At 50.7% G+C, this 23949-nt stretch carries 24 protein-coding genes; 6 read left to right on the top strand and 18 right to left on the bottom strand.

Translation table 11 applies throughout. From position 1 onward, the window contains the following. Positions 1-234: 234 nt before the first annotated feature. Genes rlpA through rsfS form a run of 5 tightly spaced genes read right to left on the bottom strand, consistent with a single transcriptional unit; the run spans position 235 to position 5130 of the window. Positions 235-1263 carry an endolytic peptidoglycan transglycosylase RlpA gene (gene rlpA, locus ACMHKJ_RS09325; protein WP_413493371.1) on the bottom strand — a complete coding sequence of 343 codons (1029 nt, stop codon included), beginning with the start codon at positions 1261-1263 and terminating at the stop codon, positions 235-237. Positions 1264-1274: 11 nt separating this feature from the next. Continuing rightward, positions 1275-2387, bottom strand: a complete 1113-nt coding sequence (gene mrdB, locus ACMHKJ_RS09330) for a peptidoglycan glycosyltransferase MrdB (RefSeq protein WP_413493373.1) — start codon at positions 2385-2387, stop codon at positions 1275-1277. 5 nt (positions 2388-2392) lie between these two features. Then, complete coding sequence (mrdA, locus tag ACMHKJ_RS09335) at positions 2393-4273, bottom strand: peptidoglycan DD-transpeptidase MrdA (RefSeq protein ID WP_413493572.1); 1881 nt, start codon at positions 4271-4273, stop codon at positions 2393-2395. A 56-nt stretch (positions 4274-4329) separates the two neighbouring features. Further along, positions 4330-4800, bottom strand: coding sequence for a 23S rRNA (pseudouridine(1915)-N(3))-methyltransferase RlmH (gene rlmH, locus ACMHKJ_RS09340; RefSeq protein ID WP_067370152.1), 471 nt, complete (start codon positions 4798-4800; stop codon positions 4330-4332). Between the two features lie 3 nt (positions 4801-4803). Beyond that, complete coding sequence (gene rsfS, locus ACMHKJ_RS09345; protein ID WP_413493375.1) at positions 4804-5130, bottom strand: ribosome silencing factor; 327 nt, start codon at positions 5128-5130, stop codon at positions 4804-4806. Positions 5131-5443: 313 nt separating this feature from the next. Here rsfS and ACMHKJ_RS09350 point away from each other — a divergent pair, with 313 nt between their 5' ends. Beyond that, on the top strand, positions 5444-5947 hold the full coding sequence (locus ACMHKJ_RS09350) for a DUF1722 domain-containing protein (protein WP_413493377.1): 504 nt from the start codon (positions 5444-5446) through the stop codon (positions 5945-5947). Here ACMHKJ_RS09350 and ACMHKJ_RS09355 read toward each other — a convergent pair. After that, positions 5928-6275: a winged helix-turn-helix transcriptional regulator gene (locus ACMHKJ_RS09355; protein ID WP_413493379.1), complete on the bottom strand. Its 348-nt coding sequence runs from the start codon at positions 6273-6275 to the stop codon at positions 5928-5930. The genes ACMHKJ_RS09350 and ACMHKJ_RS09355 overlap by 20 nt on opposite strands. Positions 6276-6515: 240 nt before the next feature. Between ACMHKJ_RS09355 and ACMHKJ_RS09360 the strand changes: the two genes are divergently transcribed. Further along, a complete protein-coding gene (locus ACMHKJ_RS09360) occupies positions 6516-7235 on the top strand; it encodes an SDR family oxidoreductase (RefSeq protein WP_413493381.1) in 720 nt (239 codons plus the stop codon). Between the two features lie 43 nt (positions 7236-7278). Here ACMHKJ_RS09360 and nadD read toward each other — a convergent pair whose 3' ends face one another. From nadD to ACMHKJ_RS09400, 8 genes are all read right to left on the bottom strand, one after another. Continuing rightward, positions 7279-7935 (bottom strand): nicotinate-nucleotide adenylyltransferase, encoded by a 657-nt coding sequence (nadD, locus tag ACMHKJ_RS09365; RefSeq protein WP_413493383.1) that lies wholly within the window; start codon positions 7933-7935, stop codon positions 7279-7281. Beyond that, entirely contained in the window at positions 7916-8959 is a 1044-nt protein-coding gene (gene holA / locus ACMHKJ_RS09370; RefSeq protein ID WP_413493385.1) for a DNA polymerase III subunit delta, read from the bottom strand. The genes nadD and holA overlap by 20 nt, the downstream gene beginning before the upstream one ends. Next, positions 8956-9510: an LPS assembly lipoprotein LptE gene (lptE, locus tag ACMHKJ_RS09375; RefSeq protein ID WP_202906396.1), complete on the bottom strand. Its 555-nt coding sequence runs from the start codon at positions 9508-9510 to the stop codon at positions 8956-8958. The genes holA and lptE overlap by 4 nt, the downstream gene beginning before the upstream one ends. Before the next feature lie 14 nt (positions 9511-9524). Beyond that, complete coding sequence (gene leuS, locus ACMHKJ_RS09380; RefSeq protein ID WP_413493387.1) at positions 9525-12107, bottom strand: leucine--tRNA ligase; 2583 nt, start codon at positions 12105-12107, stop codon at positions 9525-9527. Between the two features lie 217 nt (positions 12108-12324). Next, complete coding sequence (locus ACMHKJ_RS09385) at positions 12325-13050, bottom strand: amino acid ABC transporter ATP-binding protein (protein WP_067370172.1); 726 nt, start codon at positions 13048-13050, stop codon at positions 12325-12327. Then, positions 13047-13724 carry a glutamate/aspartate ABC transporter permease GltK gene (gene gltK / locus ACMHKJ_RS09390; RefSeq protein WP_067423017.1) on the bottom strand — a complete coding sequence of 226 codons (678 nt, stop codon included), beginning with the start codon at positions 13722-13724 and terminating at the stop codon, positions 13047-13049. The genes ACMHKJ_RS09385 and gltK overlap by 4 nt, the downstream gene beginning before the upstream one ends. After that, positions 13724-14461: an amino acid ABC transporter permease gene (locus ACMHKJ_RS09395; protein ID WP_413493390.1), complete on the bottom strand. Its 738-nt coding sequence runs from the start codon at positions 14459-14461 to the stop codon at positions 13724-13726. The genes gltK and ACMHKJ_RS09395 overlap by 1 nt, the downstream gene beginning before the upstream one ends. A 332-nt stretch (positions 14462-14793) precedes the next feature. Then, positions 14794-15690, bottom strand: coding sequence for a glutamate/aspartate ABC transporter substrate-binding protein (locus ACMHKJ_RS09400; protein WP_413493391.1), 897 nt, complete (start codon positions 15688-15690; stop codon positions 14794-14796). Positions 15691-16127: 437 nt separating this feature from the next. Between ACMHKJ_RS09400 and ACMHKJ_RS09405 the strand changes: the two genes are divergently transcribed. The 4 genes from ACMHKJ_RS09405 to ACMHKJ_RS09420 are packed head-to-tail and all read left to right on the top strand — an operon-like array spanning position 16128 to position 19807. Continuing rightward, entirely contained in the window at positions 16128-16496 is a 369-nt protein-coding gene (locus tag ACMHKJ_RS09405; protein ID WP_413493393.1) for a copper-binding protein, read from the top strand. A 52-nt stretch (positions 16497-16548) separates the two neighbouring features. Then, positions 16549-18579, top strand: coding sequence for a protein-disulfide reductase DsbD family protein (locus ACMHKJ_RS09410; RefSeq protein ID WP_413493395.1), 2031 nt, complete (start codon positions 16549-16551; stop codon positions 18577-18579). Beyond that, entirely contained in the window at positions 18576-19304 is a 729-nt protein-coding gene (locus ACMHKJ_RS09415; protein WP_413493396.1) for a DsbA family protein, read from the top strand. Before ACMHKJ_RS09410 ends, ACMHKJ_RS09415 begins: the two co-directional genes overlap by 4 nt. Then, positions 19304-19807, top strand: a complete 504-nt coding sequence (locus ACMHKJ_RS09420) for a protein disulfide oxidoreductase (RefSeq protein WP_413493398.1) — start codon at positions 19304-19306, stop codon at positions 19805-19807. Before ACMHKJ_RS09415 ends, ACMHKJ_RS09420 begins: the two co-directional genes overlap by 1 nt. A gap of 70 nt (positions 19808-19877) precedes the next feature. On the opposite strand, the gene lnt is transcribed toward ACMHKJ_RS09420, so the two are convergent. The 4 genes from lnt to ACMHKJ_RS09440 form a co-directional block, all read right to left on the bottom strand. Further along, positions 19878-21431 carry an apolipoprotein N-acyltransferase gene (gene lnt, locus ACMHKJ_RS09425; RefSeq protein ID WP_413493400.1) on the bottom strand — a complete coding sequence of 518 codons (1554 nt, stop codon included), beginning with the start codon at positions 21429-21431 and terminating at the stop codon, positions 19878-19880. After that, positions 21428-22318, bottom strand: a complete 891-nt coding sequence (gene corC, locus ACMHKJ_RS09430) for a CNNM family magnesium/cobalt transport protein CorC (protein ID WP_413493402.1) — start codon at positions 22316-22318, stop codon at positions 21428-21430. Before corC ends, lnt begins: the two co-directional genes overlap by 4 nt. Positions 22319-22388: 70 nt before the next feature. After that, on the bottom strand, positions 22389-22856 hold the full coding sequence (gene ybeY, locus ACMHKJ_RS09435) for an rRNA maturation RNase YbeY (RefSeq protein ID WP_413493404.1): 468 nt from the start codon (positions 22854-22856) through the stop codon (positions 22389-22391). Continuing rightward, positions 22849-23931 carry a PhoH family protein gene (locus ACMHKJ_RS09440; RefSeq protein ID WP_413493405.1) on the bottom strand — a complete coding sequence of 361 codons (1083 nt, stop codon included), beginning with the start codon at positions 23929-23931 and terminating at the stop codon, positions 22849-22851. Before ACMHKJ_RS09440 ends, ybeY begins: the two co-directional genes overlap by 8 nt. Between the last annotated feature and the right edge of the window lie 18 nt (positions 23932-23949).

Raw genomic sequence — 23949 nt, forward strand, 5'->3', positions numbered from 1 at the left:
TGATGCCGGTGGAAAAGAAACGCTATCATAGCAAAAGTGCTGTGATAGCGCGTTATTTTACGTAAGTTTTATGCCCTTATTCATTCAAACTGCAGGTTCGTTGGCTTCGGTCAGCCAGCCGGGTCACATACTTGTGTATGCTCCCCGGCAATCGGAGCTTGCCGCCTTCCTGCATCCTGAATGACGTTGGGTATATAACGTTGGTTTTACAACACCGGGCGCATAAAAATCAGATTATGGCGCCAGGATAAACGAATTCATATTCAGTTGCTGACGTAACCGTCCCTGAATCTCGGTTGCCCGTTCGCGGCTGGTGAACGGCCCTAACTGAACACGGTAAACATCACCGAAAGCTTCTGTCATGCCGGGAACGCCCAGTTTGTCGCTGAGCTCTTTCTGCCACTGTGCCGCACGATCGGCATCACCCACAGCACCCACCTGGATACGGTAACCCGTCGTAACGGCAGGCGCAGTAGTTGCCGGTTGTGTCACTGTGACAGGAATTGACGGGATATCAGACGTGGTTGCAGGTGCTTCAGGTGTTTCCTGCACGGCGGCGGATTTATTACCCGCAGGGATCAGAGCTGACTCCGGCTGTGGTTGTGCCATGACCGGACGGCTGTTCACCGGCAGTGCCGGCGCATTTTCCATTACCGGCGTTCCCATCGCACTGGTTTTTCCGAGCTCAGGGCGACCCGGCAGGGCATAGCTCTGCTTGGCAACAACCGTGCCGACAGTCCCGGGACCGCTCAGAGAGCCATCCTGTGAAACAATAATCGGATCAATTTTAATACGGGTATTCGGCAACAGGTTCAGGCGATCAGCAACCGCGCGTGACAGTCCCATTTGTTTGCCGGGCATGTACGGTCCGCGATCATTAATGCGCACGACCATCATCCGGTTATTCGCCATATTTGTTACGCGGGCATAGCTTGGGATCGGGAGTGTCGGATGTGATGCGGTTAATTCCGCACTGTTAACCTGTTCACCGCTGGCCGTCGGATTCCCGTTTTGCGCCTGGCCGTAGGTCCATGCGTAGCCTTGCTGAGTAAAATTTTCCGGATCACGGACAATCTGATATTGCTGCCCGTTGCGGGTATAATCGTCATTGGCTCCGGGGTGCAGAGGTTCAAACGTCGGCACTGCACCTAAAATTTCTTTTGCCGGACCGGCGGGCGCTGTGTGTTTAATCTGCGGGGTCGTTGACGGACATCCCGCAAGCAATACGGCCATAATAGTGACCGAGATCCATTGTAAACGCATGAAAAACCTCATTATAAGCTTTTTGATAACATCTTACGGTGCGTATGAATTGACATGACAATACCAAATCCCGCCATTAATACAATTAAGGCGGAACCGCCATAACTCATCATCGGCAGCGGTACGCCTACCACAGGCAGGATCCCGCTCACCATTCCGATATTCACAAACACATACACAAAAAAGATAAGCATCAGACCACCGACCATAACCCGGCCAAAGGTGTTCTGCGCCCGGGCTGCAATAACGAGCCCGCGCATAATAATCAGAAGATAAATAACCAGCAGGAATATCACACCAATCAGCCCTAACTCTTCTGCGAGGACGGCAAAAATAAAGTCAGTGTGGCGTTCCGGCAGGAATTCCAGCTGGGATTGTGTACCCAGCAGCCAGCCTTTCCCGGCAAGTCCGCCGGAGCCGATAGCGATTTTTGACTGAATGATATGGTAGCCGGCACCGAGCGGATCGGTCTCCGGATCCAGCAGCATCATCACGCGTCCGCGCTGGTAATCGTGCATCAGGAAAAACCAGAGCAGCGGAATAAAGGCCGCGAGAAGGAGTACTGCAACACCAATGAGCCGCCAGCTCATACCGGCGAGAAACAGCACAAAAACCCCGGACGCAGCGACCAGAATCGACGTTCCCAGATCCGGCTGCGCGGCAACCAGCAGTGTCGGTATAATCACCAGCAGCAGGGCGATTGCGGTATTTTTTAGTGTCGGCGGGCACTGATCACGATTCATAAACCGCGCGACCATCAGCGGAACGGCAATTTTGGCAATCTCTGACGGCTGAAAGCGGATAATCCCCAGATCCAGCCAGCGCTGTGCGCCTTTACTTATCTGCCCGAAAACATCCACAAACACCAACAGGATCACACAGACGATATACAGGTGCGGCGCCCAGGTTTCATACACGCGGGGCGGAATTTGTGCCAGTATCAGCATGACGACAATACCGGTAAAAATCTGTCCGAGACGGCGTTCCATCATTTCCGGATCCAGACCGCTGGCGCTCCACAGGACAAAGGCACTGTAGACCAGCAGGATCATCAGCAGCACAAACAACGGAAAGTCGATGTGCATGCGGGTCATTAAAGATACTTTGCGTTGATTCTCAGTCATGGGCATTACTCAGTTTCACTGCCGGGCGGCGAAGGTGGCGCATCGGGTAAGTCAGTATTATTATCCCCCAGCAGAACGTGATCCAGAATCTGGCGGATTAATGTTCCCACCGCAGGACCGGCTCCGCCGTTTTCCAGAATGATAGTAACCGCAACAGTCGGGTTATCATAAGGTGCGTAGGCGATCATCAGCTTATGGTCACGAAGCCGTTCGGCAAGTTTGCTGGCATTGTAGGTTTCATAACTGAAGACCTGGGCTGTACCGGATTTCGCTGCTGCTTTATACGGCGTTCCGGCAAAAAATTTCCGCCCGGTACCGTTCGGGGCATTAGCAACACCGTACATACCTGATTTTGCCAGTTCCCAGTACCCGGAATGGATATCAGCGATAGCCGTGGTGGTTTTTTGTTCATACGGCAGCATTCCGTCACCTTCTTTGGTGCCCAGTAACAGATGCGGTGTTTTAACCACACCGTCATTAATCAGGATATTGAGTGCTTTTGCCATCTGAATGGGGGTTGATGTCCAGTAACCCTGACCAATTCCGACCGGAATGGTATCACCCTGATACCACCGTTTTTTATAGCGGCGCTCTTTCCATTCACGGGTCGGCATCACCCCGTTGTACTCTTCTATCAGGTCAATACCGGAATACTCACCATAACCAAAGCGGGTCATCCAGGCGGAGAGGCGATCTATACCCATGTCATACGCCACCTGGTAGAAGAAGGTATCCGCAGATTCAACAATGGCTTTCACAACATTCAGATTACCGTGGCCATAACGTTTCCAGTCGCGGTAACGTTTTTCTGAGCCGGGCAATTGCCACCAGCCGGGATCAAAGATAGTTGTATTGCGGGTGATGACTTTCTCGCTGAGTGCGGCGACAGAGATAAAGGGTTTGACGGTTGATGCAGGCGGATAAAGCCCCTGAGTGGTACGGTTGATAAGCGGGCGATCCGGATTGCCGAGTAAATCACGGTAATTCGGTCCGGAAATCCCGTTAACAAACAGGTTCGGGTCGTAACTCGGGTTAGAGACCAGGGCGAGAATTTCACCGTTACGCGGATCACTGACAACCACAGCAGCACGGCTGGTGGTCAGCAGTTTTTCAATATAAATCTGTAACTCAAGATCAACCGTGAGATAGATATCTTTCCCGGCTTGCGGTGCCTGTTCATGCAACTGGCGGATCACGCGCCCGCGGCTGTTGACTTCCACTTCTTCATAGCCGGTTTTTCCGTGTAATACGGATTCATAATAGCGCTCGATTCCCAGCTTGCCGATATCATGAGTCGCTGCATAGTTTGGCAAAATACCGTCTTTTTCCAGACGTTCGACATCTTTATCATTAATTTTTGCCACATAACCAATAACATGCGTCAGTGCAGAGCCATACGGATAAAAGCGGCGCTGATAGCCTTTGATTTCCAGTCCGGGAAAACGGTACTGATTGACAGAAAACCGGGCAACCTCAATCTGGTTCAGCGGGGTTTTCAGTGCAATAGAAGTAAAGCGGCGTGAGCGTTTGCGCTCTTTTTCATAGTTGGCGATATCCTCGTCTGTCAGGTCGACAATATCCCGTAACTCATTCAGTACTGCCGGCAGATCAGTCACTTTTTCCGGCACAATTTCCAGTTGGTAAATGGTGCGGTTAAGCGCAAGCAATGTGCCTTTGCGATCATAGATAAGACCCCGGCTCGGCGGAATAGGCACGAGTTTTATCCGGTTATCATTTGACCGGGTCTGATAATCCTCATGGCGGTTTATCTGTAAATTATAAAGATTGGCAATCAGAACGGCAGATAAAACGATCATACCGATAAACACCACAACGGCGCGGCGGATAAACAGAGCTGATTCCGCAGAATAATCGCGGAAATCCATCCGTTGTTTGCGTTTTTTCTTATCGCCGTCGGGCGAGTTAAAACCGGGCACCGGTGTTATTCCCTATGATACGGATGGTTAGCGGTAATACTCCATGCACGGTATAAACTTTCTGCTACCAGCACACGCACGAGCGGGTGAGGGAGTGTCAGCGGGGAGAGCGACCAGCTCTGCTCCGCAGCAGTTTTGCAGGCAGGCGCTAATCCTTCAGGTCCGCCGATAAGCAGGCTGATGTTACGCCCGTCCTGTTTCCAGCGTTCCAGTTGTCCCGCCAGTTGTGGCGTATCCCAGCGGTCGCCGGGAATATCCAGTGTGACAATCCGGTTGCCTTTACCCACTGCCGCCAGCATTAATTCACCTTCTCTCTCGAGTATCCGTTTGATATCGGCATTTTTTCCCCGCTTCCCTGCAGGGACTTCGGTTAATTCAAATGGCATATCTTTCGGAAAACGATGAAGATAATCCTGAAATCCGGTTTCGACCCAATCGGGCATTTTAGTACCGACGGCAATGAGCTGTAACTTCAAAACTTAGCTCCAGAGCTTCTCTAATTCGTACATACGGCGGCTCTCTTCCTGCATAACATGCACGATGACTTCACCGAGGTCGACGACGATCCAGTCAGAAATACCCTGACCTTCCACGCCGAGTGGCATCAGACCGGCCTGACGGCAGTCTGTTATCAGGTTATCCGCCACAGATGCCAGATGACGGCTTGATGTGCCGGTACAAATGAGCATGTAATCTGTGACACTGGACTGGTCGCGGACATCAATGGTAATAATATCCTGTGCTTTGGAGTCTTCAAGTTTGTCGATAATAAACTCAAGTAATTCTGTGCCTTGCAAAAGGTTCACCTTATTCTGGATAAATGGATAACAAAAACGGCCCCCCGGAAATGTTACCGGCAGTACAATGCACTGCATACGGGGTTACTGTGTGCCGGAAAATAGTCACTATTTTACGTTACGCGGGACGATTTTGCGAGGCTCGCCCGGATGTTGTCACCGGCACGGCAAGAATACCAGCGAACCGGGGGAATACAAAGAAGTAAAGATTAAAGAAATATGAGTAAAGGTGCTGACAGAAAAACAGAAATCACCCGTTTTTGTACTATTATTATGTTTTACAAGCGCGGGTATTCTGTTTTACAGGCACAGGAGAGGGAAAATGACATACCGGGACGTTCCTGACGGCAAATGGTCACTGCCGGACGATGAGGCACAGACTCTGCAACCGCCTGTCCGGGCCGCAGCGCTTATCCGCCTCCAGAGCCGCTATAAATATGCACTGATGGCATATTCTCCCGCATTGTATAAAACGACAGGGCGTTTACTGGCTCAGGCCGGAACCTTATCACCGGCAGCACTGTGTGACACAGCAGAAACCTGGACGCAGGCATTAGTGAGCGCATTTTCACAGCCGGCGACCCGCGCCAATATGACCAATGCGCTGATGCATATGCAGGGCTATTTTAAGCGTTTGCTGACAACGGAAGAAAAACAGCAGATGACAGACATGATCCTGGCTTACCGGCAGGGAACGGATACCCCGGAGGCAGCAAAAGCGATGCTGCTGCATTACGCGCAGCTCCACGATGTCCGCTATTTGTGTGATCAGGCGCTGTTACAACCCGTGGCGGCAGATGCGTCAGTTAGTCACACTCAGGTCTGAGCAGAGTGTAGCGGTCACCCATATTGTTATATCCCCAGTCACACATCAGCATCAGAATGGGGATCAGTGAGCGGCCTTTGTCCGTAATCGTATATTCAACGCGGGGCGGTACCTCGGCAAATATTTCCCGGGTAACCAATCCGTCGGCTTCTAATTCGCGTAATTGATTGGTTAAAGTTTTTTGTGAAATATTGGCAATGTAAATTCGTATTTCACCGAAGCGCTGAACGGTTTTATCAGATAATAGATTTAAAATTAATGGTTTATATTTTCCACCGATAACGGAGAGTGTTACTTCTATTTCACTGACTACTTCAATTTTATTCATTTGGCTACCCATTAGTTACCCTGAGGTAACTTTGTGAAATAAATCTGCCTACTTGCTATATGTAAAGCAAAGGATAGAATTATGCAAAATCTATTTATCCCCTTATTCATTCAAACTGCAGGTTCGTTGGCGGTACTCAGCCAGCCGGGTCACATACTAGTGTATGCTCCCCGTCGGTCTTTCCTTGCCGCCTGCCTGCATTCTGAATGACGTTGGGTATATACAAACAAGGTAAATACAATGAAAAAATTAGTCGTTATCACAGGCGCAAGTTCCGGTATTGGTGAAGCTGTTGCAAAACGCATGAGTCAGGCCGGACATCCGGTATTATTATTAGCGCGCCGTGAACAAATCCTGGAGAGCTTTAATCTGCCCGACAGTCTTTGCAAACGTGTTGATGTGACAGATCTCAATGCCATGAAAGCAGCAATTCATGAAGCTGAAGCGCTTTACGGAAAAACAGATTTATTAATTAACTGCGCGGGTGTCATGTTGCTGGATAATCCGTATGACCAGGATTTCAGTGAATGGCAGCAAATGGTGGATGTTAATATTACCGGTGTGCTGACAGGCATTAATGTTGTATTGCATGATATGGTACAACGGGAAGAGGGCACGATTATTAATATCAGCTCGATTGCCGGAAGAAAAACATTCCCTAATCATTCTGTTTATTGCGGAACTAAATTTGCGGTTCATGCCATTACAGAGAATATCCGTGAAGAAGTTGCTTCAGCCAATGTCCGCTTAATTACCATTGCACCGGGTGTGGTTGAAACACCGTTATTAAGCCACACCACAAATGAAGAAATTAAGCAGAACTACCAGACCTGGAAAAAAGAAATTCAGTCAGGACTGGCACCGGAAAAAATAGCAGACTGCATTGAATTTGCATATAAACAGCCGCAGGATGTGTGTATCCGCGAAATTGTGATTGCGAAAACAAAACAGGCAAGCTGATATAGCCAACGAACCTGCAGTTTGAATGAATAAGGGTATACTATCAGCGGTAAAGACCCTGAGTAAGGATATAATTCTGAACGGCGGGGGCGAGCTGATCACGGCAATCCTCGCCATTTTTCAGGCGCTCACGGATATTCGTGGCTGAAATAGGAAACAGCGGGGTATCAGCCAGGAAAATATAACCACACGGAGACTGATGCAGGCTTTCCGGCGTGGTAATCAGATGCTCCACAAACCAGTCAGCCAGTCTTTCCGACGGAAAATCCAGTGAATAACCAGGGCGTTTGCACACCAGCAGATGACACAAGGTTAAGATTTGATCCCATTCATGCCAGGTATCGATGCTGAGTAACGAATCCTGCCCGATGATAAATGCCAGCGACTGTTGCGGACCAATCTCAGCCCGGTACTGACGCAGCGTTTCGACAGTATACGAAAGTGCATCCCGGCGCAGCTCGCGATCGTCCACCCGGAAAAGCGGATCACCCTGTACCGCCAGTGTTGCCATCATCAGACGCTGACGTGCATCAGCCTTTGGTTGCGGGCGGTGTGGCGGGACATTATTCGGCAGTAAAATAACCTGCTCCAGCCCGGCAACGGCAGCCATCGCTTTTACGGTATTGATATGCGCCTGATGGACCGGGTCAAATGTTCCGCCATAAAGCGCGAGAATGCTGTTATCCGCGTTGTTCATCATAGAGGAGTTGTCCTGTCTGTGCTTTACCACTCAGAAGCAGTGTCAGTGTCAGGAAATCATCCCCGACAGGCTGACCATAGTCTTGTTTAAGGCGGATTTCAATACGGGTGATCAGGGTTATCGCAACCTGCAATGTTTGTGCGGAGAGCCGCGCCAGTGCGTCACTGAGCAGTGTCCGGCGGTTCTGCCAGACACGGTGCTTATCAAATAAGGTGCGCAGCGGCTGGTGGCGGCTTTCCCGCTGTAAGGTCAGTAACTGCATCACTTCCCGCTGAACGGTACGCAGCAAAATAACAGGTTCACTGTCTTCCGCCAGCAGTTGTTGCAGGATATGGCAGGCGCGCTTACTTTTTCCCGCCAGCAGGGCATCAGTCCAGTGATACGGCGTAAAATGCGCGGCATCATTGACCGCTGATTCCACGCGGGGCAGTGTCAGTTTTCCGTCCGGATAGATAAGTGCGAGGCGTGATAATGCCTGGGAGAGCGCCAGCAGATTTCCCTCATAACAATAGCAAAGCAGGCGCACGGCCTGTTCATCCGGCTGTAGCCCAAGCAGTGCAGCCCGGGTGGTTACCCACTGCGGCAGCCGGCTCAGTTCCGGTGTCATGCAGGTAATATAGGCAGCATCCTGCGATATAGCTTTAAACCAGGCGCTGTTTTCCTGTGCTTTGGTCAGTTTATGGCCGCGCAGGATAAGCAGCAGATCAGGATGCAGCAGCCCGGCGAGTTTCAGAAGCTGTTCGCCCATGGCGGCATTTGCACCATTTTCCGGCAGATACAGTGTCAGTGTTTGCCGCCCGGCAAACAAACTGAGTGACCGGCAGACAGAAAAAATTTCATCCCAGTCAGTATGTTGTTCGAGGCTGAAGCTGTAGTGTTCATCAAATCCCTGCTCCTGCGCTGCATGGCGGATAGTATCCCGGGATTCCTGAAGTAATAAGGGTTCGTTACCCCAGAGGAGATAACGTTCACGCAGCCCCGAACGGAGCTGCGTTATGAGTTGCTCAGGTGAAACTTTTATCATGCCTTGGGTGTGACAATCTCAGCAGCTTCAGCGTTTTCATGCTGCTTTTGCTGCTCAGATGGCTGAATAACCAGAAGTTTACGGATAAGACGGGCGGCGGCCTGCTCACGCATTTCGTCACGTACCATATCTTTTTCCGCATCTTTTGCCAGTGCTTCCAGCGGGTTATCAAAGAATGAACGCTCTACGCGGACACTCAGCGGATACACTGAACCGTTCGGCATAATGACCTGGGCATTCAGGAAATAGACCAGTTCTTTTTCAGCGGCTTTACCATCCTGGAAAACAGAGACGGTTTCTTCCGAGCCTTCAGAAGAGCTGACAATTTTCAGTACAGGAATTGATGCGTCACCGCTTTCAATAATCTGCACGTTGTTCAGCCGTAACTGCTGGCGGATAGCACGGGTCTGTGCGCCGTACGGATCACCGGTGCTGATTTGCAATTTTTGTAACTCAGCCGGAATTTGCGTGGTACCACGCAGCTGGAAGCCGCAGCCTGCGGTGACCAGCACCGCAAACCCGAGCAACAGCGTCATAATGCGATGTCGCACGATATCTCCTTAAATTAACCTACAACCAGGTTCAGTAATTTACCCGGGACATAAATGACCTTGCGAATACTCACACCTTCGAGGTATTTCACGACATTCTGCTCTTCCGACGCCAGTGCTAATACCGAATCCTGTACCGCATCAGCAGCAACAGTGATACGACCGCGGACTTTACCGTTGATCTGGATAACAATCAGTTTGGTATCATCAATCATTGCGTCTTCGCTGGCAACCGGCCACTGCGCATCATCCACATCCGTTTCATGTCCCAGTGCTTTCCACAGGGTGAAACCGGCGTGCGGGATAATCGGGGACAGCATCAGAATAATAGCATCCAGCGCTTCCTGCATCAGGGCGCGATCCTGCTCCGTTTCCTGAGGTGCCTGCAGCAATTTGTTCATCAGTTCCATAATCGCGGCGATAACCGTATTGAACTGCTGACGACGACCTGCATCATCACTGACTTTTGCAATGGTTTTATGCAGCGCGCGGCGAAGATCTTTCTGCTCCGCAGTCAGCGTGGTCAGATCCAGCGTAGCTGTTTTGCCTTTCTGCGTGTGCTCGAACACCAGACGCCAGATACGGCGGATAAAGCGGTTTGCGCCTTCCACACCGGACTCCTGCCATTCCAGTGTCAGCTCCGGTGGTGCGGCAAACATCATAAACAGACGGACGGTATCCGCACCGTATTTTTCGACCATGATCTGAGGGTCAACGCCGTTATTTTTCGATTTCGACATTTTACTCATGCCGGTGTAAACCAGCTCACGGCCTTCATTATCAGTCGCTTTGATAACCCGGTTTTTATCATCACGCTCAAGGATGGCATCTTCCGGAGAAACCCAGACGCGGTGACCATCAGTATCGGTGTAATAGAATGAATCTGCCAGTACCATTCCCTGACATAACAGGCGTTTAGCCGGTTCATCAGAATTAACCAGACCTGCATCGCGCATCAGTTTGTGGAAGAAACGGAAATACATCAGGTGCATGATGGCATGTTCAATACCACCGATATACTGATCGACCGGCAGCCAGTAGTTTGCCGCAGCCGGGTCCAGCATACCTTTGTCGTAATCCGGGCAACAGTAACGGGCGTAATACCAGGAGGATTCCATAAAGGTATCAAAGGTATCAGTTTCACGCAGCGCCGGCTGACCATTGATGGTGGTTTTTGCCCACTCAGGATCGGCTTTAATCGGGCTGGTAATACCATCCATAACCACATCTTCCGGCAGAATAACCGGGAGCTGGTCTTCCGGAACCGGGACTACTGTTCCATCTTCCAGTGTTGCCATCGGGATTGGCGCACCCCAGTAACGCTGACGGGAAACACCCCAGTCACGCAGGCGGTAGTTTACTTTGCGCTGACCGGCACCCAGGGCAACCAGTTTGTCAGCAACCGCATTGAACCCGGCGGTATTACCCAGACCATCAAATTCGCCTGAATTAAACAGGGCATTTTTGCCGGTCATAGCAGCAGCACTTAAATCAGGTGCATTGCCGTTATCATCCAGGATAACCGCTTTCAGGGCTAAATCGTATTTACGGGCAAATTCCCAGTCGCGCTGGTCGTGGGCAGGAACAGCCATTACCGCGCCGGTGCCGTATTCCATCAGAACAAAGTTCGCGACCCAGACAGGTACTTTTTCGCCGGACAGCGGATGGACAGCAAACATGCCTGTTGCAACGCCTTTTTTCTCCATAGTGGCCATTTCAGCTTCAGCCACTTTGGTATTACGGCATTCATCAATGAAATCTTTCAGTGCCGGGTTATTCACCGCAGCCTGTTGTGCCAGTGGATGACCTGCGGCGACAGCCAGGTAAGTCACGCCCATAAAGGTATCAGGGCGGGTGGTGTAGACACTCAGTTTTTCGTCGCTGTCAGCCACATCAAAGGTGATTTCCACGCCTTCTGAGCGGCCAATCCAGTTACGCTGCATAGTTTTGACCTGCTCCGGCCACTCATCCAGCTTATCGAGGTCATTGAGCAGTTCTTCCGCGTAAGCGGTGATTTTAATAAACCACTGCGGGATCTCTTTGCGCTCAACCGGGGTATCACAGCGCCAGCAACAGCCGTCGATAACCTGTTCGTTTGCAAGGACTGTCAGGTCATGCGGGCACCAGTTGACGGCGGACGTTTTTTTATACGCCATTCCCTTTTCAAACAGTTTGGTGAAGAACCACTGTTCCCAGCGGTAATATTCCGGCGTACAGGTGGTGACTTCGCGATCCCAGTCGTAAGCAAAACCCAGTTTTTTCAACTGATTTTTCATGTAATCAATATTGGCGTAAGTCCACGGTGCCGGAGCAGTTTTATTTTTTACCGCCGCACCTTCAGCCGGAAGACCAAACGCATCCCAGCCGATTGGCTGTAACACATTTTTTCCCAGCATCCGCTGGTAACGTGACATCACATCACCCAGGGTGTAGTTACGTACGTGGCCCATGTGTAGTCGTCCGGAAGGATACGGTAGCATAGACAGACAGTAATATTTTTCTTTACTGTTATCTTCAGTCACTTTAAATGTTTGTTTTTCCTGCCAGTGACTCTGGACTTGTTGCTCTATGTCTTCGGGACGATATTGTTCTTGCATGGCACCGGTATTCCTGTGGTGAGTAACTGCCGGACGCGCTGCATTCAATGTTGCCGCGTGTTCAGCTCGGGATATAGGATTTTATTAATATCAGACCTGTTAGCATAGCCGATATGCCCCTGAGGGAACAACAGTTAAGCTCGTTAAGGGGTGAAAAAAGCAGGGGAAGTGCGGTGACGGGAAAAAAAGGCCGGTACGAAACCGGCCGTTCTGAACATTAATGCAGGATTTTGGCGAGAAACTCTTTGGCGCGCTCCGATTTCGGGTTGACAAAGAAATCCTCTTTTTTACTGTCTTCGACGATCTTGCCTTCATCCATAAAAATCACGCGATCCGCCACTTTGCGGGCAAATCCCATTTCGTGGGTGACGACCATCATCGTCATTCCTTCATGAGCGAGTTCAACCATAACATCCAGCACTTCATTGATCATTTCAGGGTCAAGGGCAGATGTCGGTTCATCAAACAGCATTGCAACAGGGTCCATACAGAGTGCGCGGGCAATCGCCACACGCTGCTGCTGTCCGCCGGAGAGCTGTGACGGAAATTTGTCCGCATGACTGGTCAGCCCCACGCGCTCCAGCAGTTTCAGTGCTTTCTCTTTTGCTGCGGCTTTGTTGCGGTTCAGCACTTTAACCTGAGCCAGAGTCAGGTTTTCAATAATAGAGAGATGAGGAAACAGTTCAAAGTGCTGGAAGACCATCCCGACCTTTGAACGCAGTTTTGCCAGATTCGTCCGTTTATTATTAACCTGTGTGCCATCGACAAAAATTTCACCTTCCTGAACCGGCTCCAGACCATTAACTGTTTTTATCAGTGTGGATTTACCGGAGCCGGACGGACCGCACACGACAACCACTTCCCCTTTTTTGACATCGGTCGAGCAGTCGGTTAAGACACGGAACTGACCGTACCATTTGGATACATTTTTCAGGGAGATCATGACACAGTCCTTTTCTTGAGATAATTAACCAGCATTGACGCCGCAAAACTGATAATAAAGTACACAGCACCGGCAAACAGCACCATCTCTATTTGTGTTCCGTCACGCTCGCCGATATTGCTGGCGGTACGGAAGAAATCCGTCAGACTGAGGACATACACCAGAGAGGTATCCTGGAACAACACAATGCCCTGGGTCAGCAGCAGCGGGATCATTGCCCGGAATGCCTGGGGCAGAATAACCAGACGCATGGTCTGCATTTTGGTCATGCCCAGCGCCAGTGAGGCGGAGGTTTGTCCCTTAGAGACGCTCTGGATACCTGCGCGGATGATTTCAGCATAATAGGCGGCTTCAAACAAAGAGAACGCTATCATAGCGGAGATCAGACGGATATCTGTTTTTGGTGATATGCCAAGAACATTTTGGACTAAGTTAGGCACTATCAGATAAAACCACAGCAGCACCATTACCAGCGGCACGGAACGGAAGGCATTCACATAGAGAGCGGCTATCCATCTTATTGCTTTTACAGAAGAAAGACGCATCATCGCCAGCACGGTTCCCCATAGGATCCCGATAACAATGGCGGTGATGGTTATTTTAGCGGTGATAGCCAGCCCCTGTAACAGGAACGGCATACCCGGCATCACTGAACTCCAGTCAAATTCATACATCAGTGACCTCCCGTCCCGGGCAGACGTACCCGTTTTTCCAGTAAATGCATTGCTACCATAATAATGACGTTAATGCCGACATATGCGAGGGTGATGGCTGTGAATGATTCATACGCACGGGCGGAGTAATCGAGCAATTTTCCTGCCTGTGCCGCCATATCAACCAGACCGATAGTGGAGGCGATAGCTGAGTTTTTCACCAGGTTCAGCATTTCCGACGTCATCGGCGGAATAATCACGCGGTAAGCATTCGGCAGCAGGACATAGCGGTAAGTTTGTGGCAGTGTCAGTCCCACCGCAAGACCGGCGGCTTTCTGACCGCGCGGCAGTGACTGAATAGCGGCGCGCACCTGTTCTGTCATACGGGCTGCGGTAAACAGACCCAGACAAAGCATTGAGGAAATAAAGAACTGGATATTCGGATCGAGATCCATCTTAAACCAGTCGCGGGCAGCAGGTGGCAGGAATTCCGGGATAACCAGATACCAGGTAAAAAACTGGACGATCAGCGGCACATTACGGAAAATTTCCACATAAATAGTGCCGAGCGAAGAGAGAAACCGGTTCGGTACGGTACGCAAAATGCCGAACAGTGACCCCACCAGAAAGGCGATTATCCAGGCACAAATTGACAGCATTACCGTCACTTTCAGACCGGACAGGATCCAGCCGAAGTAGGTGGTATTGCCGAAGGGGGCGGGCTGAAAAAAAATCCCCCAATCCCAGTTAGCAGACATAGCGCGGCTCCCGATAAAAGAACGAACTCCCTGTACAAGAAAAATACTCTGTGGTGACTGCGGATTTATATCCGACGGATAGCGGTATTATCGTCTGCGCCCGCAACAAATAAGGCAAGCGGGCGCAGCGGTCTTATACCCTTATTCATTCAAACCGCAGGTTCGTTGGCTGCGGGAAGTCAGCCGGGTCACATAGCTTATCTATGCTCCCCGGCGGCCGGAGCTTGCCGCCTGCCTGCATCCTGAATGACGTTGGGTATGGTTATATCCTGCAATCCGGACGGGTTAACAGTCTTCGCTGTCAGCCCGTCATATCCGGCGCGGACGCCGTATTATTCAAAGGCTTTGTCGTTCGGTGCTTTGAACAGCCCTTTCATTTCATTGGATAATTCAAATTTCAGGTTAAGATTTTTAGGCGGAATCGGCTCATTGAACCAGCGGGTATAGGATTTCTCAGCTTTACCGGAAGTCTGTGCATCAGCGACTGTTTTGTCGATCAGCGCCTTGAATTGCGGGTCATCTTTACGCAGCATACAGCCGTAAGCTTCTTCGGACTGAGGTGTGCCGACAATCACCCAGTTCTCCGATTTTTTCGCTTTGGCGCGTTCACCGGCGAGCAGGGCATCATCCATCATAAACGCAACAGCACGGCCGGACTCCAGCGTGCGGAAAGCATCCCCGTGATCTTTGGCGCTGATAATGCGCATTTTCATCTGTTTCTCATCATTGAGCTTATTAAGCAGCATTTCAGAGGTCGTACCGGAGGTGACCACCACGTTTTTACCGGCGAGATCGGCAAAATCTTTGATGCCGGAATCTTTACCGGTCAGCAGGCGGGTACCGACGACAAAAATAGTGTTGGAGAATGCAGCCTGTTGCTGGCGGGCAAGGTTGTTGGTGGTGGAGCCGCACTCAAAATCGAACGTACCGTTCTGTAATAACGGAATTCGGTTCTGTGAGGTGATAGGGATCAGTTTTACCTGAAGATCCGGTTTGTTCAGTGTTTTCTTAACGGCATCAACAATATTGTTGGAGTAATCCTGGGAATACCCGACCACATTTTGCTGATTATCATAATAAGAGAAGGGAACGGATGATTCACGGTGACCGACGACAATGACACCGTTATCATTGATTTTTTTTAGTGTACCGGTTAACTCTTCGGCAGAAACGGCGGCACTGGCGAGTGCGGCACTGGTGATAAGTACCGACAAAAGTAACTTGCGCATAAACAACTCCTTTTTTGGGAAGAGGTATAACGACGTGTACTGCTCATGTGACTGTGTTGTTAAAAATAAAACACAACTGTTAATTAATGAAAGCGAATTTGTTTTAAATCGGGATATCCCTCTCACTCTGTCTGATAAAGATATGCAAGTTGCAATGTAAATAACTATTCGTATTAAATTATGTTATTTTTACTATATTCAGGCTTCTATGCTGCTTTTGTTTGGTTTTTTATCCTTATAATGGCAGGTTTGGCTGTCATGCCAGTTTATTATTTATTCGGATAAGTGGTTTTGTGTGATATTCCGCTGATATAACAATTTTCCGCAACTTTGAGCGAAAAAGAGAGGGTTGCGGTAAAATGTGTAAAGTTGTGGTTATTAAGTTGTCTGAAATTGCAGGCTGTGTAAGATAAGCAGCAACTATCGGGGAGTGGGCTATGCTGAAGCAACGCAGGCAGGGATATCTGCTGCTGTTTTTCACATTATTCTTTATCTTGTTGTGTGTGACACAACGGATGTCTGGCGCAAATCGTGTCAGTCAGAGCCCGTCTGCGGATGTTGTATCACAGGTGCTGATGAGTGACACCGGGACAGAAAAAGCCGTGTCCGGCAGTACCTGCGATATCAGTGCCAAGTCTCTGAGTACGGTACCGCCGTTCTCAGCAGAACCCCTCTTTTTTGCCTTTCTTTTCTTCGTCATTACCGCGAATATCGTCCCTGTGCGCTATCGTTCGCGTTCCTGGCGGCAACACACCCCGCTTATGCGGCTGCGCAGGCATCTCCATTTTTGCGTCCTGAGGATTTAGCGTCCGGCAATTCATATTGTTGGTTTTTCGCTTATTCGGAGATAAAAAAATTATGCGTTCTGTATTAACAGCATTTGTGCTGTTTCTGTTCACGTTAACAAACGTGCATGCGGCTGATACCGGCTGGACAGCGATGCCGCAAAATACTCATGCCCGTGTGAAAGTCACATCAGATCAGTGGAAAGACGGAAAATTACGTCTGCTGCTGGCGGTCGAATTACAGCCCGGCTGGAAGACGTACTGGCAATCACCCGGGGAAGGTGGTGTTGCCCCCGAGCTGACCTGGCAGCCGGAAAATATCCGTTCTCAGTGGTTCTGGCCTGCGCCGCAGCGCTTTGAGGTTGCCGGGCTTTCCACCCAGGGCTATGGCGGCAGTGTGGTGTTTCCGCTGGAAGTGACGGCGGGTGAGCCGGTGTCAGACCTTAACGGGACGCTGACATTATCGACATGCAGCAATGTCTGTATTCTGACGGATTACCCGGTTTCCCTGGATACCTCACAGCCTGCTCCGGCTGATTTTGACCGGCAGTATAATATTGCTATGCAGCAGGTACCAAAGGCGGACGGTAATATCACCATTGAAGGCAGCCGGATAAACGGTGGCACGCTGACAATGTCACTGCACAGCCCGGATGGCTGGCAGTCACCGCAGCTTTTCTTTAATGCAGCTGAAGATACCATATTTGGAGCGCCTTCCTTTAAGGTGTCCGGTGACAGCCTGACGGCATCGGTGAAAGTTACGGATGACTGGGGAGAGACGCCGGGTGACCTGAACGGGCAGCCATTGTCTGTAGTGGTAACTGACGGTGCGGTAGCACAGGCGCTGACGACGACAATTGGTGCGGGTATTAATACACCATCGGACAGTGGCACGTCTTTTGCCCTGTTACTGCTGTTTGCCCTGCTTGGCGGGCTGATACTCAATGTGATGCCGTGTGTGTTACCGGTGCTGGCGATGAAACTCAGCTCTGTATTGTATGTGGAGAACCGGGATCGCCGGGCTCTCCGCACGCAATTTCTGGTTTCCTCATCGGGGATTATGGTGTCCTTTTGGATACTGGCGGGGCTGGTTTCAGTGCTGCGCCTGACACAAAGTGCGGTCGGCTGGGGTATTCAATTCCAGAATCCGTGGTTCCTCGGTTTTATGGTGCTGGTCACATTACTGTTCAGTGCTAATTTGTTCGGTGTGTTCTCCATCAGTCTGAGCAGTAACGCATCCACTAAGCTGGCAACAGCAGGCGGAAAAGGAATGCGCGGACATTTTATGGAAGGCGTGTTTGCCACACTGTTGGCAACGCCTTGTACCGCGCCTTTCCTCGGTACAGCGGTCGCATTTGCCCTGGTTGCACCCTATTCTCAGTTATGGCTGATTTTCACCGCTCTCGGGCTGGGTATGAGCTTGCCGTGGCTGCTGATCGCCGCTTTTCCGGGTGTGGCAAAAGTACTGCCGAAACCGGGCCGCTGGATGAACGGGCTGCGCCTGGTACTGGGCGGCATGATGTTTATCACCACATTGTGGCTGATAAGCCTGCTTATCCCGCATATTGGTATACTGACGGCAACGGCGATAGTGGCGGTTGTGCTGCTGGTGTTAGTCCTGCTGGCGTTCCGCCGCGCAGGTCTGAAGCGCGGTTCAGCGGCGCTGGTGGCATTACTGGTAACCGGCGGCGTCTGGGCGGGTATCAATATCACTGATTCGCCGCAGGACAGTCTGGTCAAAGACAATGTTGACTGGCAGCCATTAACTGAAGAGGCCATCACAACGGCGCGTGCTCAGGGTAAACGGGTCTTTGTGGATGTCACCGCACAATGGTGTGTGACCTGTAAAGCCAATAAATACAATGTATTATTGCGTAAAGATGTTCAGAATGAATTGAGTGAACCGGATGTTGTCGCGCTGCGCGGAGACTGGACAAAACCGTCTCCTGAAATCACGGCATTTCTGGAAAAACGCGGACATCTGGCCGTGCCGTTCAATCAGATTTATGGTCCTGCTTTACCCGGCGGCGAAATATTGTCACCATTACTCGACAGAGAAACCCTCTTACACTTATTAAATCAGTCACAAGGAATTGAACCATGAAAAAAATACTCGCGGCGTTAATTATCGGCTCGCTCTTTTTCACCGCTACAGCAAACGCCGCGGCGTTAACAGCCGGCCAGGAAGCGCAGGTGCGTGAATTGGTTCGTGATACGCTGGTTAAAAACCCTGAAATTCTGGAAGAAGCGATTGCGGCATTGCAGCAAAAACAGAATGAAAAGCAGAGCGCACAAGTCAAAGATGCGGTGAAAGCGAATGCTGCCGCTCTGTTTAATGATAAATATACGCCGCGCATCGGGTCAAAAACACCAAAACTGACGATTGTCTCTTTTACCGATTATAACTGTCCGTATTGCAAACGTTTTGATCCGCAGTTAGAAGCCGCTGTTAAAAATAACCCGGATGTTGCGGTCGTATTTAAGCTGCTGCCGTTTAAAGGTGAAAGCTCGCTGAACTCAAGCCGCGCGGCGCTCTCTGTCTGGGAAACCAAACCGGAAGCCTTTGCTCAGTTGCATAACCGTTTTATGCAGAAAAAAACGGCGCTGACGCAGGATGATATCAACAAAGCAATGAAAACCGCCAATGTGGGTGATGTAAAAATCACAGAAAACAGCATGAATACTATGCGCATGAATATGATGCTGGCAGAGCAGTTAGGCGTGCAGGGAACACCGGCGACACTGATTGGCGATGTGATGTTGCCTGGTGCGGTTGATGATGCACAGTTAGATGCAGTCATTAAAGAAGAACTGGCTAAGGTCAAATAATGAAATTACTGCGCAGATGGGGAAAGGAATTTCTCCTGCTGCTGGTACTTTTATTTATTGCGTCACAGGCGATGGATTACTGGCGCAAGCCGGATATCCCGGATTTACAGAGCATTGCTGCGCTGACACTGACCGACGGCACACAGGTGTCAATCGCACAGCTGAGTGCAGAAAAGCCGCTTCTGGTCTATTTCTGGGCATCCTGGTGCGGGATCTGCAAACTGACATCGCCGTCCGTCAGTGAATTATCGGCATCCGGTTATAATGTGATGTCGGTGGCTATCCGCTCGGGTGATGATGCCCGTCTGGCAAAGGGAATGGCGGTAAAAGGCTATAATTTCCCGGTGATAAACGACCCTGACGGTAAAATCTCACAGCAATGGGGCGTGAATGTAACCCCGACCTTTGTGATTTATGATAAGGGTGAGATGGTGAGCTACACCAGCGGCTGGACAAGCAAAGCAGGCTTACTGCTCCGCCTGTGGCGCGCTGAATATCTGTAATTTGTGTTAGCTGTCAAATAAAAATCCCGCAGTGATCTCTCATCTGCGGGATTTTTTTATCAGAAACGTATCAGCGGAAGCTCAGACGCCGTTCATTTGTCTGGCGTCGTTTGGCTAACGCGAGTACAAGGAACAGTGCGGTAGCACCCCAGACCGGCCATGAGCCCATACGGTAGTAAGGTGTGAAGCCGGAAGCGGATGTGATTGTCGCGCTCAGTGTGCCCTGCGTGAACTGCGGCAGTTGCGCGGTCACGGAGCCATCCGGTGCGATCACCGCTGTAATACCGTTATTGGTTGCCCGTAACAACGGACGCCCCAGTTCCAGTGCCCGCATACGCGCCATCTGGAAATGCTGCCACGGCCCGGAAGAACGCCCGAACCAGGCATCATTGGAGACAGTCAGCAGGACACCGGTTTTGTCTGTCATGTTTTGGCGTACCTGCTCGCCGAGGATGATTTCGTAACAGATCTCTGCCGTCAGTGTCATTTTTCCGGCAGTCAGCGGCGGCTGGGTATAACCACCCCGGCTGAAGGAGGACATCGGCAGGTTAAAGAATGGCGCCAGCGGGCGCAGTAAATCTTCCAGTGGTACAAATTCCCCGAACGGCACCAGATGATGTTTGTAATAACGGTTTTTATCACCATAGCGATATTCACTGTTATTCCCCAGCACAATCAGGCTGTTATAAACATCATACTCCGTACTGTTTCCTTTGCGGGTTGCATCCACCACGCCGGTTATCAGGTGAGCGCCGCTGAGGGTCAGCAGTCCGTTGAGCTGTTCCAGAAACGCCGTCTGACTGGCAGCAAAATCAGGAATAGCGGATTCAGGCCAGATAATCAGCGTGTCAGGGCGGAAATACGGGCGGCTCTCTTTGAGATAGATTCCCAGGGTTTTATCCAGCATGCCGGATTCCCATTTCAGGGATTGTGCGATATTACCCTGTACCAGCGCGACCTGTGTCGGGTCATTGTTCATCTGATACCACTGATAATTTCGCGCCAGCCACGGGGCGAACAGGAGCACCAGCGCCGGGATTAGCGGCCACATCCGGCGTTTGACCACTGTGAGTGCGGCAAAGCCGCTTATCATCATCAGCAGGAAGGTAATCGCATTGACGCCGAGCAGTGGCGCAAGCGCCCGCATAGGCCCGTCAATCTGGGTGTAACCAAATTGCAGCCACGGAAACCCGCTCAGCACCCATCCGCGTAAAAATTCAGTCAGTTGCCATAATGCAGGCGCGGCAATCACCAGGCGCCAGAGTGTGGCATTGGGGAAGCATTTTACCAGCAATCCGGCAAACAGCATCGGATAGAGCGAGAGATAGGCGGCCAGCAGCACGACCAGGAACAGATTGACCGCTTCCGGCATGCCGCCGAAATCAGCGATACTGACATAAACCCAGTTAACACCGCTGCCGAATAAACCCAGTCCCCATGCAAAGCCGATAGCACAGGCTTGTTTTGCCGTCCGGTTCAGAGTTAAAAGCAACAGGGCGGTCAGCGCTGTCAGCGCAAAGAACCAGATATCAAATGGCGAAAAGGCCAGCGTTCCGCCGGCCCCGAAAACAAGCGCCAGCAGCAAACGCGGCCACTGGCGTAAACCATGAGACGATTTCATCATGTCAGATTATCTTCATCTAAAGTCGGGATGGGAGCATCGTCCGGAATCTTAACATGTAACTGGATAATTTTACGACTGTCCGCCATCGCAACTTTAAACATATAGTTATCTATTTCTATCGTTTCACCGCGTGTCGGCAGATGACCGAATGCCTGCATAACCAGCCCGCCGACAGTATCCACCTCTTCATCACTGAAGTGTGTACCGAATGCGTCGTTAAAGTCTTCTATCTGCGTCAGGGCGCGGACTGAGTAGGAATGCAGACTGAGCTGACGGATATCCACATCATCCTCGTCATCATACTCATCTTCAATTTCCCCGACGATTAACTCCAGAATGTCTTCAATGGTGACAAGCCCGGAAACCCCGCCGAATTCATCGATAACAATCGCCATGTGATAGCGCTGCGAGCGGAACTCTTTGAGCAGGCGATCCACCCGCTTACTTTCAGGCACGACAACGGCATGGCGCAGCACTTTATCAATACTGAACTCTTCGGAATCACTGCGCATAAACGGCAGTAAATCTTTCGCCATCAGCAGCCCTTCGATGTGATCTTTGTCTTCGCTTATCACCGGAAAGCGGGAGTGGGCGGAGTCAATAATTACATCCAGGCACTCGTCGAGTGTCTGATTGCGTTTGAGAGTCACGATTTGTGAGCGCGGGATCATGATATCGCGAACCCGCTGATCTGAAATATCCATCACCCCTTCGAGCATGTCACGGGTGTCGGGATCAATCAGTGAGTTTTGTTCGGAATCACGGATGACCTCTACGAGGTCTTCACGGCTTTTTGGTTCGCCGTGGAACAGTTGCTGACGCAACTGAGAAAAGAAGCCTTTCTTCTGGTTCGGTGTATCGCTACCCGATGGATGGTCGTCGCTCATGGCGGTTTTTTTTAATTCCCCGGTTCAATAAAAGTTGCCGTCATATTTAGCATATAAACGGCACCTCTGACTATGCTTTTTCTGTGATATAAGGGTCAGAATAGCCTAATTTTTTTAAGATTTCCGTTTCCAGCCCTTCCATTTCTTCGGCTTCATCGTCTTCGATGTGGTCATAACCCAATAAATGCAGGCAACCGTGGATGACCATGTGCGCCCAGTGCTCTTCTTCTGTTTTCTCCTGTTCGGCGGCTTCACGTTCAACCACCTGGCGGCAGATAATCAGATCACCCAGCAGCGACAGTTCAATTTCCGGCGGCGCTTCAAACGGAAAAGAGAGTACGTTGGTCGGCTTATCCATGCCACGATATGTCAGATTCAGCTCATGACTTTCAGCTTCATCCACCAGACGGATGGTGACTTCGCTTTCTGCCTGAAACATCGGCAGCACCGCGTCAATCCAGCGCTGAAACATCGCTTCAGCGGGCATTCCGTCTACATTTTCGCAGGCGATTTGTAAATCCAGAACCGGTTTACTCATGAGATTGTTCCTGCTGCGCCTGTGCGCGTTCAGTTTCGCGCTGCTGTTTCAGTATCTGTTTGCGTTTCTGATCTGCGGCTTCCCACGCTTCATAGGCAATAACCACTTTTGCCACAATTGGGTGGCGCACCACATCTTCGCTGTGGAAGAAGTTAAAGCTCAGTTCCGGGACGTCTGCCAGCACTTCAATAGCATGGCGCAGCCCGGATTTATTGCCGTTCGGCAGGTCAATCTGGGTAATATCCCCGGTAATGACCGCTTTGGAATTAAAGCCGATGCGGGTCAAAAACATTTTCATCTGTTCGATGGTGGTGTTCTGGCTTTCATCGAGAATAATAAAGGCATCGTTCAGTGTGCGTCCGCGCATGTAAGCCAGCGGAGCAACTTCAATCACGTTGCGCTCAATCAGTTTTTCCACTTTTTCAAAGCCGAGCATCTCAAACAGTGCGTCATAAAGCGGGCGCAGATACGGATCGACTTTCTGGCTCAGGTCGCCGGGCAGAAAACCGAGTTTTTCACCGGCTTCAACGGCAGGGCGGGTCAGCATGATGCGGCGCACTTCCTGACGTTCCAGGGCATCTACGGCGGCGGCAACAGCCAGGTAGGTTTTCCCGGTCCCGGCAGGCCCTATGCCGAAGGTAATATCATGATCCAGAATATGGGCGATATATTGCGCCTGATTCGGCGTGCGGGGTTTGACCACGCCACGTTTGGTTTTGATATTGACGGCTTTGCCGTAATCAGGAACGTGCCCGTCATTCTGCTCAAGTACACGGCTCTCTGCGACCGCGAGGTGAACCTGTTCCGGGTCAATATCACAGATAACGCCGCGCACCGGCGAGGTATCCACATAGAGCTGACGCAAAATAGCCGCAGCGGCTTTGACGCAGTGTGGTTTGCCGGTCAGCCGGAAGCGGTTTTCGCGGCGGCTGATTTCGGTGCCCAGGCGGCGCTCCAGGAGTTTGATGTTGTCATCAAACGGTCCGCACAGGCTCTGCAGGCGCGCATTTTCTGCAGGCTCCAGGAAAATTTCCTGTGTGGCAACCTGTGAAGGTGATGTATAGGTATCTGTCACTGAATCTCTCTGTTTTTT

The organism is Morganella psychrotolerans, from assembly GCF_965118875.1.
Lineage (GTDB): Bacteria > Pseudomonadota > Gammaproteobacteria > Enterobacterales > Enterobacteriaceae > Morganella > Morganella psychrotolerans_C.